The following is a 19,077-nucleotide window of genomic DNA, read 5'->3' on the forward strand; positions in this document are numbered from 1 at the left end:
AGAATCTCCTAGCAAATACTATTACATAACTCAATGATGTTAGAACAAATGTTCAATTACTAGGGATAGTATAATATTTTATTGAAGAATCCTCCATGGAATATGGGGTTTTATGGGTCTTTGAAAAATAAATGATTTTTTATTAGGGTTTTTAGGGTGTTCTTACACTGTTACTAATAACAACTTAAAAATATATCGAAAATATGAAACGTTTAAAAATTAAATTTTGTCTATTAACACTTATGGTTATTGTTTTATCCTCATGTGCAAAAAAAGAATCAATTACGGAGCCTAAGAATGGTATGACTATTAATGGCGCATTTCATCCATTTGAAACATTATGGATTCATGATGAAAATATGGATAACAATGTAGCAAGTGATATTGGTTTTAGGTTTTTTAATATATCTGACTCTGAAATTCAATCAGGACTTGAAAAAACAGGTGTTACTCAATTGTATTTTGATATTTTAGATACAAGTTTGAAGCAAAAAATGTATTCTGAGGTATTAGATTATAAACTTGAGGTGAATGGTAAATTAGAGAATCTTAAATATACTAATGGAACTGTTTTATTGTTTGACGAGGATCTTAAGTTACATGCATCTAGTACAACGGTGAGCATTGAAAAAATATCTGGTGACCAAATAGAATTGAATTTTTCTTTTGTTAGAAAAGATGGGCAAACTTATTCAGGTTATTACAAAGGAAAGTTTGTAAAACGTGATTAATAAAGCTTCTCTTTTAAAATAACTTTCAGAAGTAAATGGGAAATAAAAAAGCCTCTTAACAAAAATGTTAAGAGGCTTAGTACTCGAGATGGGACTTGAACCCATACGGACCTTACAGTCCACTGGATTTTAAGTCCAGCGTGTCTACCAATTCCACCACTCGAGCGAGTGATTTAATTCGGGTGCAAATATATAACTTTTGTTGAATATAAAAACGCTTTCTTTGTAAAAAAATAACATTTTTTTATTTCCTGAGAAATAGCTCTTTTAAAACGAATTAGATTCTTGAAATTATCTTTTTTCAATGTTTTGTTGAAACTTAAAAGGAATGTGTTAGTTTTGTGTAGGAAACCTAGTTACTGTAAACTCTTATGAAAAAATATTTATTTCTTACGATGCTTTTTTTTGGAGGAATATCACAATCCCTACATGCAAGATCAAAACCTACGTTGAAATTTAAAGAGGGTTCCTCTCATATTATTTTGTTAAAGGCATCTGCTGTAAATAATGCTATTCAAGTTGTTTTTCAAAATGGAGAAGGAGGACTTCTGTTTACTGAAACGTTAGCAAAAGGCTATTCATACAGGAAAAATTACAATCTGTCAGATTTTTCTGATGGAGTTTTTTATGTGAAAATAGTGGAGGCTAAAAATGTTCAATTTTTTCAAGTCGAAAAAGGAGAAAAAAATAAAATTACTGAAATAGATAAATTACCCTTTGAGTAGTTTTGCTTATTCTTAAGCATAGGATTTTTTCTCAGCATGGTTGTTTTTCCAAGCAATCCATTTCTCCCCCATAGTACGCCTCATAATATTTTCTACGGGCATCATTACTGCAATATTATAAACTGCCTTGGCTAAGTATTTAGGTGTTTTCGGGATGCTTCTTAAACTCATAGAAAAACCCGGAGTTATATATTTCATATAGTGCCAGTATCCTTCTGGGATGTATAGCATGTCTCCGTGTTCTAAATTGGCAATATGACCTTTGGCATTTTTTAGTTCTGGCCATTTTTTAACATCGGGATCAGAAAAATCAATATCACCATGTGTTCTTAAGGTGTTCGGTAGTTTATATAGGTACTTAGATTGTTCTTGATCAAACAAAATGCATTGTTTTTTTCCTTCAAAATGGAAATGAAATATGTTTGCTAAATCAATGTCATAGTGCATATAGGTATAGGATTTGAAACCTCCGAAGAAAAGCGTAGGGAGGCTTTTTAGAAAAGTGATTCCTAAATCAGGGTATTCAAAATCTTTTTGAAGTGCAGGGATTTCTTTTAGAATATTCCACAAGAAAATACGAAAGTCTGTAGGTTTTTCTTTTAATAAATCTACATATTCATTCATTTTCATGTAAGCATGAGGCTGGTTGAATTTTTTAGCCTCAATAGGTCTACTATCATGCAAGGGAACTTGTTTATCCCCTGCAATTTCTTTCATATAGTCTAAGTTCCATTTTTGGTACGCAGGCCAATCTTGTGAAAAGTTTTTGACCACAACTGGACGTTGTTTTTTTAAATAATTTTCTACAAATTCTTCTTTGGTTATTTGTTTAAGAACAGGAATTTTTTCAAGATTTAATTTCATGAAATGCGTAGTTTATGTGGATTCTGTAATAGGCTATAAAGTTACTTTTTTTTTCATCAAAGTCAAGTAGATTCTATCAAAGTGAACTAAGATAAGTACCGGGTTTTTTTAACACTTGGGAGATTTGTTTTTTTACAAATTGGATAGAAGTTATTGCCTAGTAGGGTTTTGAGAGTTCCTTAAAAAATAAAAAGCCTTTCAATCAATGATTAAAAGGCTTTTTTGTACTCGAGATGGGACTTGAACCCATACGGACCTTACAGTCCACTGGATTTTAAGTCCAGCGTGTCTACCAATTCCACCACTCGAGCATTGGAATGATATGGAGCGAAAGACGGGATTTGAACCCGCGACCCCCACCTTGGCAAGGTGATGCTCTACCCCTGAGCTACTTTCGCGTTTTTTGTGCGAGTGCAAATATAAAATTTATTTCAAAAGTCACCTCTTTTTTTTTGATTTTTTTCTGCAAGAATAATTCTGTTTCCCTAGTGGTACGGGGTAAAATCGTCAAATTTTATGTCAAATTTTTTGTTCAGTAATTCTAGATGGTTCTCACAGAAGCTATTGTATGCAGTTAACGCTTTTTGTTTTTGTTTTAAGGATAGTTGTGTTTTTATGATGTATTGAATTGCAGGTGTAGAAAGTGAATCTATGCTAAGCCATAATTTAGCTAAATAAACAACCTTCTTCCAATTTTTATTAGATCTAGAGATTTCAATGGTTTTCTTGAGGTTTGAGATGATATCATCTTGAATAGGCCTCAGTAAAAGGTTGAAATTATTTGAATAAATTGCCTTGTCAAACTTTAAATTATACAATTGATTTTCTGAATCCCAATCAGAAAATAGGTTTTCAATAGAAAGGATGTCGATAAAAATAGCGTTGGAAATCTCTATTTGCCAGGTTTTGTTTTTATAAACAATAGAGAGTCCCTCAATATTTTTAAAGATACTTCTAAGTCGATGGATATTCGTGCTACGGTTGTTTTTTTGTTGAGAACTTGTTTCGTTCGGCCATAAAACTTCCGACATTTTATTAGAACTAATATTTCTGTTGAAAATTTTGGGGTAAACTAAGATAATTAAAAACAACCTGATTAGAGTTGGAGCAAATTCATGAGATAGATTTTCTGAATTGTTATTGTATGCTTCAAATTTATCTAGAAAATAAATTGCATTTTTTTGAGGAAGTTTTGGGAGAGGTATCGCAAAGTTTTTGGCGGATGTAAGAACTGCTTTGTTTTGATTTTTTTCTTTTTTTCGAAGGAATTTAAAATAGACAAAAACAAGAACCATCAGAAAAAGAGCTAGGTATAAAATTTCAGTTGTGAGGGTGTTTTGTTTTGAAGGCGTATTGATGTCGTTTTTAAAAACGTTTTCTATTTCGCTGTCAGATAATTTTCTATCCCAAACGGCAATTTTTTTTATATTTCCGTCATAATAATTATTCCAAAAACTTTTACCAATTTCTAGATATGTTGCTTTTCCTGTGTTTTGAAATATCGGTTTGCTGTCAATTTTTTTTCCATTAACATAAAAATCTATAAGATGATTGTAGTTAAGTGAGATGGCTAAATGATTCCAATTGTCCGCTATGATGTTTTTAGCTGGCTCTGCGAGGATCCCATAGTTTAAAGGAACACTATACCACATGCGTCCTGTTTTTGGAAGGTATCTAAGTGAAAAATCACTATTGCCAATCAGGGCCAATTCTCTTTCCTTGTTGCTCGGCTTTATCCATAGAGAAATTGTTTGTTGGTTTCCAAATAGAAGTCCTTCATATTTCAAATAGGATTTTTTACGAATGAATTTAGCAGACTTCATTCCTTCTTTGTCCTTTGTGAAAGAAATATTTTTTTTACTAGTAAGTTTTATTTTTGTGTTTGCTTCGTTGTTGAGGTTGTTTTTTAGAGGTAGGTATAATTTCAAGCCATAATTCAAAGGAGGTGTTTTTAATGAGCTAGTATATGCTTGCAGCATCTCTTTTTCGGAAATGGCTCGATTCCAGGTTTGTAAATGGTCTAGAAATCCTTCCGCATTGACATTGTATTTATCTGTTCCTATATAGGTTTTACCTTTTTTCTTCCACCAGTTTTCATCAATGGTATCCCTTAAGATGCATTGCCCGTTAAAGAAAATTTTTAAGCGACCTTTAGAGTTTATAGTAAAGCCTATATGTTGCCAACGGTTTTCTGTGAGTATTGCTTTTGTTTCTGTATCCTTACGTAAAAAGTGATTGAATTGAATTTCATGATTAGATAGGAGTCTCAAGTAGAAATTGTTTTCTTCTCCATAGATAGTTCCTGGGTGTAGTTCTATGTTTTGTGGTTTGACCCAAAAGGCAACGGAAATAGTTTTGTCACGGTTAGGTTGAATAAAAAAGGGATTTGTGCTTTTTTGAAATTTAACCACCTTACCTCTAGTTTCGTCGTTTGTGATGGGAAGCAAATTGTAATTGTTGTTTTTTCCAACCTCGAAAAGATTTTTTTTAAATGTTATGTCATTTTCAAAATATTGTGAGTAACCATTAAAGTCCATCAGCAAGAGGAAAATAAAAGACGGTAAAAAAGAAATTAGTTTGAGCAACATAAACGTATGGGAAATCCAGAAAATAGGTTGGCATAAAAGTAAAATATTTATGCTAGATGTACAATTTAAAGCTTTGTGTAAGTTTAAGGGATTGTAGGTTCTCTAAGGAAGCTGTTTTATTTCGCACTTTAAAGTTAGGTTGTCCGAGTGGAGTAAATAAAAAAGCCTCTTAACAAAAATGTTAAGAGGCTCAGTACTCGAGATGGGACTTGAACCCATACGGACCTTACAGTCCACTGGATTTTAAGTCCAGCGTGTCTACCAATTCCACCACTCGAGCGAGTGATTTAATTCGGGTGCAAATATACAGGATATTTGTCATTAGAAAACAAAAAATAAATATATTTTTTAAAAGATTGATAGGTAGTTGTTTAGTGTGTTGTGTGTATCTTGAATTGAAGGTTTTCGATAAGGTTTGGTCATATGTTAGATAAGAATACATCTATTTCAGAAAATTTGATTGTCAATACGTAAGAAAGAAATATCTTTGCAAAAATTTTAATTGAAGGAAATGGGATCCGTTGTTGAGGAAGTAGAGCAAACTGAAAAATCATCTACATTGATAAGTGATTTTAAGCAGCTTACAAAGATGGGCTTGTCAATGAGCGTTGTGTTTTCGTCTGTTGCAGGGTATCTGTTGGCAGTTGATAATGATGCGATTTCTTATTATGTGATTTTTTTGCTTGCTATTGGTGGGTATTTTATGGTTGGAGCTTCTAATGCTTTTAACCAAATCATAGAAAAGAATACAGATGCATTGATGAAGCGTACAAAGAACCGTCCGATTCCAGCAGGAAGAATGTCGGTTAGAACGGCGTTGGTCATTGCAGTGAGTTTTACTGTTTTTGGGATTGCTATTTTATATTCTATCAATCCAAAAAGTGCGCTGTTTGGTGCAATTTCAATTTTTTTATACACCAGTGTGTATACTCCATTAAAACCAGTTACACCGCTTTGTGTATTTGTCGGAGCCTTTCCTGGAGCCATCCCTTTTATGTTGGGTTGGGTTGCCGCTACTAATAATTTTGGAGTGGAAGCAGGGTTTTTATTTTTAATTCAATTCTTTTGGCAGTTTCCTCATTTTTGGGCAATCGGTTGGTTGCAAGATGAAGAATATAAAAAGGCAGGTTTCAATATGTTACCGATGGGTAAAAAAGATAATGGTGCAGTACGACAAATTATATTGTACACCATTATTATGATTTTAGTATCTATCGCTCCCGTTTTAAAATTGACAGGGAGCTTTTATATATATCCTTTTACTGCAGTAATTATATTTTTCTTAGGAGCAAGCATGTTGTTCTATGCGGTAAAAATGTTGAAGGATCATAGTAGAGAAATGGCTAGGAAATTAATGCTTTCGAGTGTGTTGTATATTACTGTAGTACAGGTAATATATGTTATAGATAAGTTTTTACATTAAAGATAAATAGAGACTATGGACAATACTGTAGATTTAGAATTAAGAGAAGGTAGAAGAAAAGGGGCAAAACCAATGATGTGGATTTCAATGGTAAGTATGACCATGATGTTTGCGGGGTTGACAAGTGCATATGTGATTAGTAGTAATAGAGAGGATTGGGTGAGTTTTGACTTGCCAATGGCATTCCAATGGAGTACGCTTTGTATTTTGTTGAGCAGTATTAGTTATTTTGTTGCTAAGAAGACTGCAAAAAGTGGTAATAAAACAATGACAACAATCATGTTGTTGACTACTTTGGTGCTTGGATTGGGATTTGTTTATGGTCAATTTCAAGGATTTCATGAATTACAAGACATGGGGTTGTATTTTACAGGTCCAAAAAGTGCGGTGTCTTCAAGCATGTTAATGGTGATTGTTTTTGCGCATATTTTGCATGTAGCGGTTGGGTTAATTTCTTTGTTAGTAGTGTTTTATAAGCAATTACGAGGGCTGTATACAACAGAGGATACCTTGGGCTTAGAGTTAGGAGAAATATTTTGGCATTTCTTAGATTTATTATGGATTGGGTTATTTTGCTTTTTCTATTTTAATACTTAATTAAAATTGTTATTTTTGCCAACTAATTAGAATTATACATTAATTAAACGAAATTTATGGGAGCAAATATTGCTGATCAAAATGAAGGTAAAACGTGGGACGGAGGTTCTACAAGACCTATGGGAGCTAGTTATGGAAAAATGATGATGTGGTTTTTCATCGTTTCTGATGCATTAACATTTTCAGGATTCCTTGCCGCTTACGGTTTGACAAGATTTAAATTTATTGACGTTTGGCCTATCGCAGATGAGGTGTTTACTCACTTTCCGTTTATGCATGGGACGCATGCACCAATGTATTACGTTGCATTGATGACATTTATTTTGATCTTCTCTTCTGTTACAATGGTATTGGCAGTAGATGCAGGTCATAATATGAATAAGAAAAAGGTAACTTTTTATATGTTTTTGACTATTATTGGAGGTATCATTTTCGTAGGTTCTCAAGCTTGGGAATGGAAAAACTTTATCCAAGGTTCTTATGGAGCTGTTCAGTTAAAGGATGGTAAAATTGTTCAGTTTGCAGAAAATGGTCATCAAATTGCATTGGCTGATTTTGTAACATCTCACCCAAAAGAAAGAGTAGATCATACAAGACATAATGGATTGTGGTTTGAGTCTGGAGATGCAAACCCTACGTATACTGTAGAAGAGGTTGTAGCTTCTTTCAAGGCAAATCCTCAAGTAAACTTAAGAATCGAAAAGATTGATCCTGAAACTAAAAAGAAAATTATCGTTTCTAGAAGCGAAGGATTGAAGTTTTTATCTCAAGCTGCAAGAGTTGTAGAAGGAGCTAATTTAGAGGTGAATGAGTACGGAAGTAGTCAATTCGCAGATTTCTTTTTCTTTATTACAGGTTTTCACGGTTTCCACGTATTTTCTGGAATCGTACTAAACATTATTATTTTCTTTAATGTTATCATTGGTACTTACGAGAAAAGAGGTCATTATGAGATGGTTGAGAAAGTTGGTTTATACTGGCACTTTGTCGATTTAGTATGGGTATTTGTATTTACATTCTTCTACCTAGTTTAATAATTAATAAAAAATATAGCAGTTCGATTTTTCGAATCTGATAAATAAATATAAAATGGGAAACGCAGCAGATCATAAAGCATTAATTTGGAAAGTATTTGGGATACTTTCTGCAATTACAATTGTGGAAGTAGCATTAGGTATTGTAAAACCAGAGTTTTTATTTACAACTCAGTTTTTAGGAACCTCTTTATTAAACTCTCTATTCTTAATCTTGACAATTGTTAAAGCATACTATATCGTTTGGTACTTTATGCATTTAGGAGACGAGAAGAAGAATTTCAAATATTCTATTGTATTACCGTTAGTAATCTTAATTCCTTACTTAGCAACGTTGCTAATTATTGAAGGAAGTTATGTACATGATGTTTTAGCACCATACATAAACTGGAAATACTAATTTACAGTAATTGAAAAATATAAAAAGGTGGTTTATCCGCCTTTTTTTGGATTCAATAAGTATTGAAACGATCAATAATAACATTTTACCATGAGTGAAAAATCCAATCAAACTAAAAAAATAATAATACTGTTCAGTACGTTTATTGTTCCGTTGTTGTTCTTTTTATTTTTAGCATCGGGAAAGGTGAATTTTAATAAATTGCCTACAATTACAGAAAAGGTGTCTAATTTAAATGGTGAAATACCTTTTAGGAATAAAGTATCTGTACTGTCTGTTTTAGGAGAAGAGCCAAGTGTTGGTACTTACCAGAATATCTTGAATTTGTATCAGGTGATTTATAAGAGTACAGAGAAGTATAAGAACTTTCAGGTGATTACCGTGATTCCTAAATCTGGAGAAGATACTGCAGAAGAGCTTAAAAAAGAATTGGCAAAAGTTGGTGGTGTAGATTTACCTAAATGGGAGTATTTAGTGCTTTCAGAAAATCAAATTAAAAATTTGGTTTCAAGTTTTGGAATTCCTGCTATTATCTATGATAAAAAGAAAGGGCTAGAGAAAGTATTTATCATAGATGAAGATATGAGCCTAAGAGGTAGAACGGATGATGAGGATACCAGTTCAGGCTTGTTATATAGTTATGATACAAGGTCTGTGTCAGTATTAAAGAATAAATTAAGAGAGGATTTGAAAGTCGTTTTTTACGAGTCTAAATTTGCTGTTAAAGAACCAAAATTGAATTAAATGAAGAATAATTATTCTTATGCAGGGGTTGCTTTTATCATCTTGATTTTTGGGATTTGGGGAGCAAATGAATTAGGGACTAGGATCGAAAAAAGAGAATTGGTGAAATTTGAAAAGGTTCCTGATTTTAATTTTGTCAATCAAAATAATGAAGCGGTTTCCAATTCATTTTACAAAGACAAGGTGTATGTGGTGGAATTCTTTTTTACCACTTGTCCAACCATTTGTCCTGTCATGACGAAAAATACAGTTTTGTTGCAGAATAAATTTTATGGGAATCCGAATTTTGGTATAGCTTCTATTAGTATTAATCCAAAACATGATACACCTGAGGTGATGAAAGCGTATGCAAAGGACAAAGGTGCGACCATGGAGAATTGGAATTTTTTAACAGGAGATGAAACGTCTATTTTTGCTTTTTCAAATGAAGGCTTCAAGCTTTATGCTGGTGTGAATGAGGAAGTCGAAGGTGGTTTTGAGCATTCTGGTTTGTTTGCTTTGGTTGATAAAGATGGGTATATACGTTCTAGAACTGTAAAAATGGGTGATAATGAAAACCCAATTAAATTTTATGATGGTTTGGATACAGATGCCATAGAGATGTTAAAAGAGGATATTAAATTATTATTAGAAGAGGAATAGATATGAGCGAAGAAAAAAAGTATAATAAGTTGATTGTTGCACTTTCTGTAGTGATCCCGTTGGCAGTAGCTATTTTGTTTGGTGTAAAGATAGATCTAGAATTACCTGTGTTTTTGCCTCCAATTTATGCAAGTATCAATGCTTTAACGGCTCTTTTATTGGTGTTGGCAGTATTGGCTGTAAAAAAAGGAAATATCAAAAGACATGAGTTGTTAATGAAAATTGCCATTGGGTGTTCATTGGTGTTTTTAGTGTTGTATGTTTTGTATCACATGACCTCTGATTCTACAAAGTTTTTGGGAGAAGGGATTGTTAAATATGTGTATTACATTATATTAATAAGTCACATAGTATTATCTATTGCTGTGATTCCTTTTGTGTTGATTACTTATGTGCGTGGTATAACTAACCAAATTGAATTGCATAAAAAGATTGCAAAATATACGTTTTCTTTGTGGTTGTATGTTGCGGTAACAGGGGTTGTTGTGTATTTGATGATTTCACCTTATTATATTTAAAAAGCTGAAATGAAGAAAGCCCTTGTTTTTTTATTTGTGATGACTACTTGTTATACTAAAGCGCAGTGTGCTATGTGTAAAGCGGTGGTAGAAAGCGGAGACCAAGGAATGGCAGAAGGAGTGAATGACGGAATAATGTATTTAATGATATTTCCGTATATCTTAGTGGCCGCTTTAGGTTATGCTCTGTATAGATATAAAAAGAAACAGACGAAATAGTTTCTGTAAAATAAAAAGCCCTATCATTGTTGATAGGGCTTTTTTTATGAAGTTTCGTTTGTTAAAGCAAACCTGCTCTTTTTAACAAAGCATCAGAGTTTGGTTTTTTACCTCTAAAGGCAACGTACAAATTCATAGGCTTTTGTGTTCCTCCTTGCGAAAGAACCGTGTTTTTAAACTTAGATCCTATTTCTTTATTGAAAATTCCTTCTTGTTTGAAATATTCAAAAGCATCAGCATCTAAAACTTCAGCCCATTTATAAGAGTAGTATCCGGCCGAGTATCCTCCCTGAAAGATATGAGAAAAAGAAGTACTCATGCAATTCTCTTGTACATCAGGATATAGCTGCGTTTCTGAAAAAGAAGCTTGTTCAAATTCTTTAACCGTGATACTGTTTACGTCAATGTTCGTTTGTGAATGCCATGACATATCAAGTAAACCAAAGCTTAGCTGACGTAAGGTTTGCATTCCTTCTAAAAAGGTTGCCGCATCCTTAATTTTGTTGATTAATTGCATTGGGATAATTTCTCCAGTTTCGTAATGCTTAGCAAATATCTTTAGCACATCTTCCTCGTAGCACCAATTCTCAAATATTTGACTTGGTAGTTCAACAAAATCCCAAGACACGCTCGTTCCAGATAAGCTAGAATAAGTAGTATTTGCGAGCATTCCGTGTAATCCATGTCCGAATTCATGGAAAAGCGTGGTTACCTCATTAAAAGTTAATAATGATGGCTTAGTTTCTGTAGGTTTTGTAAAATTGCATACGTTTGAAATATGAGGTCTGCTGTTGATTCCATTTTTAATTGATTGTCCTTTGTAAGAAGTCATCCAAGCACCATTTCTTTTACCTTCTCTTGGGAAAAAGTCGGCATAAAAAATAGCAACATATTCGTTATTCTCATCGGTTACTTTATAAGTTGTAACATCTTCGTGGTATTTGTCAATATCAAATACTTCCTCAAACTGTAAACCAAATAATTTGTTAGCTACTGTAAAGGCACCTTTTAAAACATTTTCTAATTTGAAATAAGGTTTGATCGCTTCTTCATCGAAATCAAATAATTCTTTCTTTAATTTTTCAGAATAGTAAGCTCCGTCCCATTTTTGCAAATCGTTGATGCCATCTTTTTTTGCAAATTCACTAAGTTCTTTAAATTCTTTCTCAGCTGCTGGTTTTGCTTTGTTTAGAAGCTCATGAGAAAAATTCAAAACTGTTTCTGGAGTTTCTGCCATCCTTTCTTCTAATACATAATGGGCATGGGTGTCATATCCTAAAAGTTGAGCGCGTTGTTGTCTTAAAGCAACGATTTCTTTTACAATTTCTTGGTTATCGAACTCATTCCCTTGAAAAGCTTTTTTACCAAAAGCAATGGCCATATCTTTTCTTAAGCCTCGGTTGTCCAAATAAGTCATAAAAGGAATATAACTAGGGTAGTCTAAAGTGAATAACCAGCCCTCTTTTTCTTTTTGTTGTGCTGTTTGCTTTGCAGCTTCTAGTGCACCTTCTGGCAGACCTTTCAATTGATTTCTGTCTGTGATATGAAGTTCAAAAGCATTGGTTTCAGCCAGAGAGTTTTCTCCAAATTGTAAAGAAAGCTTAGAGAGTTTCATGTCAATTTCTCTTAATACTTCTCTGTCCTTGCCTTTCAGGTTTGCTCCATTTCTAGAAAAACCCTTGTATTGCTTTTCTAAAAGCATCGTTTCCTCATCATTGAGATTCAGATTGCTTTTGCTGTCATACACCGATTTTACTCTTTCAAAAAGTGTTTCATTCAGTCTAATATCATTTGAGAACTGTGATAAAAGGGGGGAAACTTCTTGGGCTATTTTTTGAATAGCATCGTTTGTTTCGGCAGAGTTTAAGTTGAAAAAAATACTTGAAATTCTGTCTAAAGTTTTTCCTGAATTTTCAAGTGCTTCCGTTGTGTTCTTGAAATTTGGTGCTTCTGAATTGTTTGTAATTGCTGCTATTTCTGCTTTGGCCAATTCAATAGCTTTCTCGAAGGCAGGTTTGAAATGCTCGTTTTTTATTTTTGAAAAAGGAGCAGTTTCATAAGGTGTACTGAACTCTTGTAATAATGGATTCATATTTCTTTGTATGTTTTTATTGTGACCTTCTCCAGGCTTCTATTCCGCCTTGAAGACTTTGGATGTTTTTATTGGGATATTTTTCTAGGAGCATTTTTGCTGCAAGTAAACTTCTTTGACCGACTTGACAATACAATATAATATCTTGCTTGTCGCTAAAAAATTCGAATTGTTGCTGTATTTGATGTAGAGGGATGTGTTCTCCTCCAATATTGAAATTTTCTCGTTCCATAAGTTTTCTTACGTCCACTAATGTAATAGACTCTTTTTTTAGTTTTTCCGTTAGTTCATCCGCAGAGATTTCAAGTGATGGATTCTTTTCTATACCACAGAATATATCATAATCAATCAATTCTTTGATTTCTATAGTTGGATTTTTAGGGAATTTTAAAATGTTTTGTTGAAGGTTTAAAGCATTCATGGAAAGTAGTTTCCCGCTAAGAACATCTCCTAACTCACAGATTATTTTGATGGTTTCATTAGCTTGCAAGCAACCTATGATTCCTGGCAAAACACCAAGAACACCAACATCCGAGCAATTTGGGATGCTGTTTGCACTAGGTGGCTCGGGAAATAAACATCGATAGGTAGGTCCGTTTTTGTAATTAAAGACACTAACCTGACCTTCAAATTTAAAAATAGCTCCAAAGACTAAAGGTCGATTGGTTAAAACGGCAGCATCGTTCGTCAAATATCGTGTTTGAAAGTTATCGGAACCGTCTACGATAATATCGTATTCGGGGAAAATTTCTAAAGCATTTTCAGAAGATAAAAAACTTATATAAGTATTGAATTTTATATAAGGGTTTAATCTTTTTAATCTATCGGCTGCAGCGGTTGCTTTTGTCTTGCCGATATCGTCAATTGTGAAAAGAATTTGTCTTTGTAGATTGCTTTGATCCACCGTGTCGTTGTCTATAATTCCGATCGTTCCAACCCCTGCAGCAGCAAGATATTGAAGGATGGGACAACCTAATCCGCCGGCACCCACTACTAAAACCTTGCTGTTTTTTAATTTACTTTGGCCTTCGATTCCAATGGAGTCCAAAATAAAATGACGATTGTATTGCTTTTTTTCTTCAGTTGAAAACATAAAAAATGTTCAGTTTTAATAGAGGATTTCTAAAGTTTGACTCATAAAATTTAGTCAAATGTATTTGTTTCAAAAGTACCTTTTTTTTGCCTTTTGTAGCAGTGTTATTTTATGTTAAAATTTTTGTAACAAATATTGCAGCAAAAAGAAAAATATTTTGTAAATTGCGAGTGTAAATTTGTATGAAAGAATACTTTACGAAAAGCTATCAAATTTCAGTGGATTAGAGCACTGATTTAAGGATTGAATACTACCCCTTGTTTTAGTTAAGAGATAAATTGTCTCCATATATAAAAATCAATTGTAGTATTATGAAAGCTGAAAATCACTCGTTAAACTCCGGTAAATCTTTAGGAAGTGGAATTGTTAATTCTATTCAGGAGTACCTTCATGAAAAAGGAGAAGGTTTAAATCTATTCGAAAAAGTTATGTTAACCTTGTATAGTATGATGACAATGTTCTTTTTATTTTCAGCAGTATATTTGGTTTTGACGAAAGGGTTTAAATTTTAAGAAATAGAGATTCAAAAAAGTACTTTTTTGATCGTCTCAGGAAGTCCAAATTGCGCGCTGCGTAATTTGGATTTTTTTATCCCTCATAATTAGGGAATTGTTTTTATCAGTTAAGTCATATCGGTTTTGTATATCCGATAATTGTTGTTATATTTGCACCGTAAAATCGAGATTACTGCAAATGAAGGGGGACTTACAAGTCTCCTTTTTTTATACTATGAAGATGAATAAAGAGCTTGTTGAACAATTAGTAAATGATGCATTGGGAGAAAATAGCCCATTGTTTTTAATAAGTTTAGAGCTTTTGCCGGATAGTAAAATATCAATAATCATAGATGGTGATCAAGGTGTTCCACTAAATGAATGTATTCGTATTAGTAGAGCCGTTGAAGGTGAGTTGGATAGAGAGGAAGAGGACTTTAGTTTAGAGGTTAGTACACCAGATATCACAAAGCCATTACTAGTGTTTAGACAGTTTAAGAAAAACATTGGTAGAACACTTTCTGTAAAAACTGCAGAAGGTAAATATGAAGGAAAGTTGGTAGAGGTGATAGGAGAAGACCTAGTTTTAAACTGGTCTGCTAGAGAGCCAAAACCAATTGGAAAAGGTAAAGTAACTGTAGAGAAATCTGCAACATTACCATATAATAGTATAGTAGAAGCAAAAGTGAAGCTAATTTTTTAAGTAGTAAGGTGAAATGGAAAATATAGATTTAATAAATTCATTTTCAGAGTTTAAAGATGATAAGAGTATTGATAGGGTAACCTTGATGTCTATTCTAGAAGAAGTTTTTAGAGCCGCGTTAAAACGTAAGTTTGGTTCTGATGACAACTTTGATATTATTATCAATCCAGATAAAGGAGATTTAGAGATTTGGAGAAATAGAGTTGTTGTTGCTGATGGTTTTTCAGAGGACGATAATGAAGAGATTGAATTAAGTGAAGCTAGAAAAATTGAGCCTGATTTTGAAATTGGTGAGGATGTTTCTGAGGAAGTGAAATTATTTCAATTAGGAAGAAGAGCAATTTTAGCTTTACGCCAAAATTTGATTTCTAAGATATATGAGCATGATAGCACAAATATTTTCAAGCAGTTTAAAGAGCTTGAAGGAGATTTGTACTCTGCAGAAGTTCACCATATAAAACACAATGCTATCATTTTGTTAGATGATGAAGGGAATGAATTGGTTTTACCGAAAAGTGAGCAAATTCGTTCTGATTTCTTTAGAAAAGGAGAGTCAGTAAGAGGTATTATCAAAAGTGTAGAGCTAAGAGGTAATAAACCAGTGATTATCTTATCTAGGACTGCACCAGGTTTCTTGTCTAAATTATTTGAACAAGAAATTCCTGAGGTTTTTGATGGATTGATTACGATTGAAGGTGTTGCGAGAATCCCTGGTGATAAAGCAAAAGTAGCTGTAGATTCTTATGATGATAGAATTGATCCAGTAGGAGCATGTGTTGGTATGAAAGGATCTAGAATTCACGGAATTGTACGTGAATTAGGAAACGAAAATATTGATGTAATCAATTATACTAAAAACACGGAATTATTTATAGCGAGAGCATTGAGCCCAGCGAAAATAGTTTCTATGACTATCAAACAACAACCAGAAGAAGGTAAAAAAGGTAGAGTAGATGTGTTTTTACGTCCAGAAGAAGTTTCAAGAGCTATTGGTAGAGGTGGTGTAAACATCCGCTTGGCAAGTGAACTTACAGGATTTGAAATTGATGTGCAAAGAGAAGGTGTAGAAGACGAGGATGTTGAATTGACAGAATTCTCTGATGAAATAGAATCATGGGTAATTGAAGAATTCAAGAAAATTGGATTGGATACAGCAAGAAGCGTATTGGATAAAGACGTGGATGAGTTGGTGAAGAGAACAGATCTAGAAGAGGAAACAATTTTAGATGTACAAAGAGTTCTAAGAGAAGAATTCGAATCATAAGTACCCAGAAACGAGTTTCGTGAGAAACCCAATTTAAATAGATTATAGAATATAGAATAGTTGGCTGGTTTATGAGCCAAAATAAACAAAGTAACTATTCAACAATTAAAAAGATATGGCTGAAAATAAAACAATACGACTCAACAAAGTTCTTAGGGAACTTAACATATCATTGGATAGAGCTGTTGAGCACTTGGCGAGCAAAGGAGTGGAAGTAGAGGCAAGACCTACTGCTAAGATCTCTAGTGAGGTTTATGAAGTCTTATTGGATGGTTTTCAGACTGACAAGAATAAAAAAGCCGCTTCTAAGGAGGTAGGTGAAGAAAAGAAAAAAGAAAAGGAAGAACTTCGTTTGGCACAAGAGGCTGAATTGGATAAAAAACGTCAGTTAGAAGAATCTCGTAGAGCTGTGGTAAAAGCAAAAGCTGAAAAGCTTGAGTTGAAAACAGTTGGGAAAATTGATGTTCCTGGTGCTACTAAAGCTGAAGAGAAACCTGTTGTAGAGGAGAAGAAGGAAGAAGTTAAAGAAACTGTTGAAAAGCCTGTAGAGGTTGTGGCAGAAGAAAAGCCTGTAGAAGTGGTAAAGGTTGAAAAGCAAGATGAAACTGCTGCTCCTGTTAAAAAGGAAAACATTGCGCCAAAAGCAATTGATCAAGCACAGGAATTCGTAGAAGTGAAACCGACTCCAAAAAAGCAAGAAGTTAAGCAAGAAGTAAACCCTGAAGACGCTGAGAAGTTAAGAACTCAGTATAAAAAGTTAGATGGTCCTAAATTAACAGGTACTGTTATCGACTTAAAGCAATTTGAGCGTCCTAAGAAAAAGAAGGAGGATACGAAACCAGCTGCTGGTGGACCTGCGAAAGCGAAAAGAAAAAGAATTGTAAAACCTGCAAATCATACTCCAAGAGCTGGAGGTGGTGGTAATAATAGAGGTGGTTTCAATAAAGGTAGAGGAAGGAATCAAAGACCTTCTCCTGCTGTTAAAAAAGAAGAACCAACTGAAGCAGAAGTACAAAAACAAGTACGTGAAACTCTTGAGAGATTACAAGGTAAATCTAGTAAGAACAAAGGAGCGAAGTACAGAAGAGATAAAAGAGATCAACACCGTCAACAATCTGATATTGATCAGGAGTTAGCGGCTCAAGACAGCAAAATCCTTAAAGTTACTGAGTTTGTAACGGTAGGTGAGGTTGCAACAATGATGGACGTTTCTCCAACACAAATTATTTCTGCATGTATGACTTTAGGAATGATGGTAACCATGAATCAAAGATTGGATGCTGAAACTATTTCTATTGTAGCAGATGAGTTCAACTATACAGTTGAATTTATTGGAGCGGAGGTTGAAGAAGGAATTCAAGAAGAAGTAGATTCTGAAGATGACTTGACTACAAGAGCGCCAATTATTACGGTAATGGGTCACGTAGATCACGGTAAAACATCTTTATTGGATTATATCCGTAAGGCAAATGTAATTGCTGGGGAATCCGGAGGAATCACACAGCATATTGGTGCTTACTCAGTGGAGTTGACAGGTGGACAAAGAATAGCATTCTTAGATACACCAGGTCACGAGGCCTTTACTGCCATGAGAGCACGTGGAGCACAGGTTACCGATTTAGTAATTATTGTAATTGCTGCCGATGATGATGTGATGCCACAAACAAAAGAGGCAATTAGCCATGCACAAGCGGCAGGTGTACCAATTGTTTTTGCAATTAATAAAATTGACCGTCCAGCGGCAAATCCAGATAATGTGAAGCAGCAATTAGCTTCTATGGATTTATTAGTTGAAGACTGGGGTGGTAAAATTCAATCTCATGACATCTCTGCGAAAACAGGTCAAGGTGTTGACGAATTATTAGAAAAAGTATTGCTTGAGGCTGAGATATTAGACTTAAAAGCAAATTCGGATAAAAGAGCAACAGGTACTGTTGTGGAAGCTTTACTAGATAAAGGTAGAGGATATGTTTCTACAATTATGGTACAAGCAGGTACTTTAAAAATTGGCGATTACGTATTGGCAGGTAGACATAGTGGTAAAGTAAAAGCGATGTTTGACGAAAGAGGTCATAACATTCAGGTAGCTGGACCTTCTACACCTGTATCTATGTTAGGATTGGATGGAGCGCCACAAGCAGGTGATAAGTTCAACGTATTTGAAGATGAAAGAGAAGCAAAACAAATTGCAACTAAACGTTCTCAATTACAAAGAGAGCAGTCTGTAAGAACTCAGAAACATATTACATTAGACGAGATTGGTCGTAGAATTGCCTTAGGAGACTTTAAAGAATTGAACATTATCTTGAAAGGGGATGTGGATGGTTCTGTAGAGGCCTTAACAGATTCATTCCAGAAATTGTCTACGGAAGAGATTCAAGTAAATATCATTCATAAAGGAGTTGGTGCGATTACTGAGTCTGATATCTTATTAGCATCTGCTTCAGACGCTATTGTAATTGGATTTAATGTGCGTCCTTCTGGAAATGCGAGAATTGTTGCTGATACGGAAGAGGTTGATGTAAGAATGTACTCAATCATCTATGATGCAATCAATGACTTGAAAGATGCAATGGAAGGAATGTTATCTCCAGATATGAAAGAGGAGATTACAGGTACTGCTGAAATTAGAGAGGTTTATAAAATTTCTAAAGTTGGTAACGTTGCCGGTTCTATGGTATTGACAGGGAAAATCTTTAGAGCTTCTAAAGTGAGAGTTATTAGAGATAGTATAGTGGTGTTTACTGGAGAGTTTGCAACATTAAAACGTTTCAAAGACGATGCTAAGGAAGTGGCAAAAGGATACGATTGTGGTATGCAAATCAAAGGGTTTAATGATATCAAAGTAAATGATATTATTGAAGCTTACCAAGAAGTAGAAGTTAAGAAGAAATTGAAATAAAATTTCTAATCATATGTAAAAAGCCTGATTCATTTGAATCAGGC

At 33.9% G+C, this 19,077-nt stretch carries 17 protein-coding genes and 4 tRNA genes; 13 read left to right on the forward strand and 8 right to left on the reverse strand.

From position 1 onward, the window contains the following. Window positions 1–203 precede the first annotated feature (203 nt). Window positions 204–731, forward strand: a complete 528-nt coding sequence (locus P8H68_RS11290) for a hypothetical protein (protein WP_300325070.1) — start codon at window positions 204–206, stop codon at window positions 729–731. 80 nt (window positions 732–811) lie between these two features. On the opposite strand, the gene P8H68_RS11295 is transcribed toward P8H68_RS11290, so the two are convergent. Further along, window positions 812–897: transfer RNA gene (locus P8H68_RS11295), tRNA-Leu, on the reverse strand. Between the two features lie 205 nt (window positions 898–1,102). Between P8H68_RS11295 and P8H68_RS11300 the strand changes: the two genes are divergently transcribed. Beyond that, window positions 1,103–1,456, forward strand: a complete 354-nt coding sequence (locus tag P8H68_RS11300) for a hypothetical protein (protein WP_300325073.1) — start codon at window positions 1,103–1,105, stop codon at window positions 1,454–1,456. Between the two features lie 12 nt (window positions 1,457–1,468). On the opposite strand, the gene P8H68_RS11305 is transcribed toward P8H68_RS11300, so the two are convergent. The 5 genes from P8H68_RS11305 to P8H68_RS11325 form a co-directional block, all read right to left on the reverse strand. Beyond that, window positions 1,469–2,320, reverse strand: a complete 852-nt coding sequence (locus tag P8H68_RS11305; RefSeq protein WP_300325076.1) for a cupin-like domain-containing protein — start codon at window positions 2,318–2,320, stop codon at window positions 1,469–1,471. Between the two features lie 225 nt (window positions 2,321–2,545). Continuing rightward, window positions 2,546–2,631, reverse strand: a tRNA-Leu gene (locus P8H68_RS11310). A gap of 12 nt (window positions 2,632–2,643) precedes the next feature. Continuing rightward, window positions 2,644–2,718, reverse strand: a tRNA-Gly gene (locus P8H68_RS11315). Window positions 2,719–2,805: 87 nt separating this feature from the next. Continuing rightward, window positions 2,806–4,767 carry a LamG domain-containing protein gene (locus P8H68_RS11320; RefSeq protein WP_300325079.1) on the reverse strand — a complete coding sequence of 654 codons (1,962 nt, stop codon included), beginning with the start codon at window positions 4,765–4,767 and terminating at the stop codon, window positions 2,806–2,808. A gap of 335 nt (window positions 4,768–5,102) precedes the next feature. Further along, window positions 5,103–5,188 (reverse strand) — tRNA-Leu (locus P8H68_RS11325). A 231-nt stretch (window positions 5,189–5,419) separates the two neighbouring features. On the opposite strand from P8H68_RS11325, the gene cyoE reads away from it, so the two are divergent. From cyoE to P8H68_RS11365, 8 genes are all read left to right on the forward strand, one after another. Further along, window positions 5,420–6,331 carry a heme o synthase gene (gene cyoE / locus P8H68_RS11330; RefSeq protein WP_300325082.1) on the forward strand — a complete coding sequence of 304 codons (912 nt, stop codon included), beginning with the start codon at window positions 5,420–5,422 and terminating at the stop codon, window positions 6,329–6,331. 15 nt (window positions 6,332–6,346) lie between these two features. Next, window positions 6,347–6,928, forward strand: coding sequence for a cytochrome c oxidase subunit 3 (locus P8H68_RS11335; protein ID WP_300325085.1), 582 nt, complete (start codon window positions 6,347–6,349; stop codon window positions 6,926–6,928). Between the two features lie 56 nt (window positions 6,929–6,984). Next, window positions 6,985–7,962: a cytochrome c oxidase subunit 3 gene (locus P8H68_RS11340; protein ID WP_300325088.1), complete on the forward strand. Its 978-nt coding sequence runs from the start codon at window positions 6,985–6,987 to the stop codon at window positions 7,960–7,962. A 55-nt stretch (window positions 7,963–8,017) separates the two neighbouring features. Continuing rightward, window positions 8,018–8,362 (forward strand): cytochrome C oxidase subunit IV family protein, encoded by a 345-nt coding sequence (locus P8H68_RS11345; RefSeq protein WP_300325091.1) that lies wholly within the window; start codon window positions 8,018–8,020, stop codon window positions 8,360–8,362. A 90-nt stretch (window positions 8,363–8,452) separates the two neighbouring features. Further along, entirely contained in the window at window positions 8,453–9,106 is a 654-nt protein-coding gene (locus tag P8H68_RS11350) for a hypothetical protein (RefSeq protein WP_300325093.1), read from the forward strand. Next, window positions 9,107–9,748, forward strand: coding sequence for an SCO family protein (locus P8H68_RS11355; protein WP_300325095.1), 642 nt, complete (start codon window positions 9,107–9,109; stop codon window positions 9,746–9,748). 2 nt (window positions 9,749–9,750) lie between these two features. Further along, complete coding sequence (locus P8H68_RS11360; protein WP_300325098.1) at window positions 9,751–10,266, forward strand: DUF420 domain-containing protein; 516 nt, start codon at window positions 9,751–9,753, stop codon at window positions 10,264–10,266. A gap of 9 nt (window positions 10,267–10,275) precedes the next feature. Next, window positions 10,276–10,485 carry a hypothetical protein gene (locus P8H68_RS11365; protein WP_300325101.1) on the forward strand — a complete coding sequence of 70 codons (210 nt, stop codon included), beginning with the start codon at window positions 10,276–10,278 and terminating at the stop codon, window positions 10,483–10,485. Window positions 10,486–10,546: 61 nt separating this feature from the next. On the opposite strand, the gene P8H68_RS11370 is transcribed toward P8H68_RS11365, so the two are convergent. Then, window positions 10,547–12,577, reverse strand: a complete 2,031-nt coding sequence (locus tag P8H68_RS11370) for a M3 family metallopeptidase (RefSeq protein WP_300325104.1) — start codon at window positions 12,575–12,577, stop codon at window positions 10,547–10,549. 16 nt (window positions 12,578–12,593) lie between these two features. Further along, window positions 12,594–13,670, reverse strand: coding sequence for a molybdopterin-synthase adenylyltransferase MoeB (moeB, locus tag P8H68_RS11375; RefSeq protein ID WP_300325107.1), 1,077 nt, complete (start codon window positions 13,668–13,670; stop codon window positions 12,594–12,596). Between the two features lie 735 nt (window positions 13,671–14,405). Here moeB and rimP point away from each other — a divergent pair. The 3 genes from rimP to infB all read left to right on the forward strand — a co-directional run bounded on the left by rimP (window position 14,406) and on the right by infB (window position 19,033). Then, window positions 14,406–14,867: a ribosome assembly cofactor RimP gene (gene rimP, locus P8H68_RS11380; protein WP_300325110.1), complete on the forward strand. Its 462-nt coding sequence runs from the start codon at window positions 14,406–14,408 to the stop codon at window positions 14,865–14,867. Window positions 14,868–14,880: 13 nt separating this feature from the next. After that, complete coding sequence (nusA, locus tag P8H68_RS11385) at window positions 14,881–16,131, forward strand: transcription termination factor NusA (protein ID WP_300325113.1); 1,251 nt, start codon at window positions 14,881–14,883, stop codon at window positions 16,129–16,131. A gap of 115 nt (window positions 16,132–16,246) precedes the next feature. Continuing rightward, window positions 16,247–19,033, forward strand: a complete 2,787-nt coding sequence (infB, locus tag P8H68_RS11390) for a translation initiation factor IF-2 (RefSeq protein ID WP_300325115.1) — start codon at window positions 16,247–16,249, stop codon at window positions 19,031–19,033. The last annotated feature ends 44 nt before the right edge of the window (window positions 19,034–19,077 follow it).

Origin of the sequence: Flavicella sp. (assembly GCF_029238425.1) — a bacterium.
Classification (GTDB): Bacteria; Bacteroidota; Bacteroidia; order Flavobacteriales; family Flavobacteriaceae; genus Flavicella.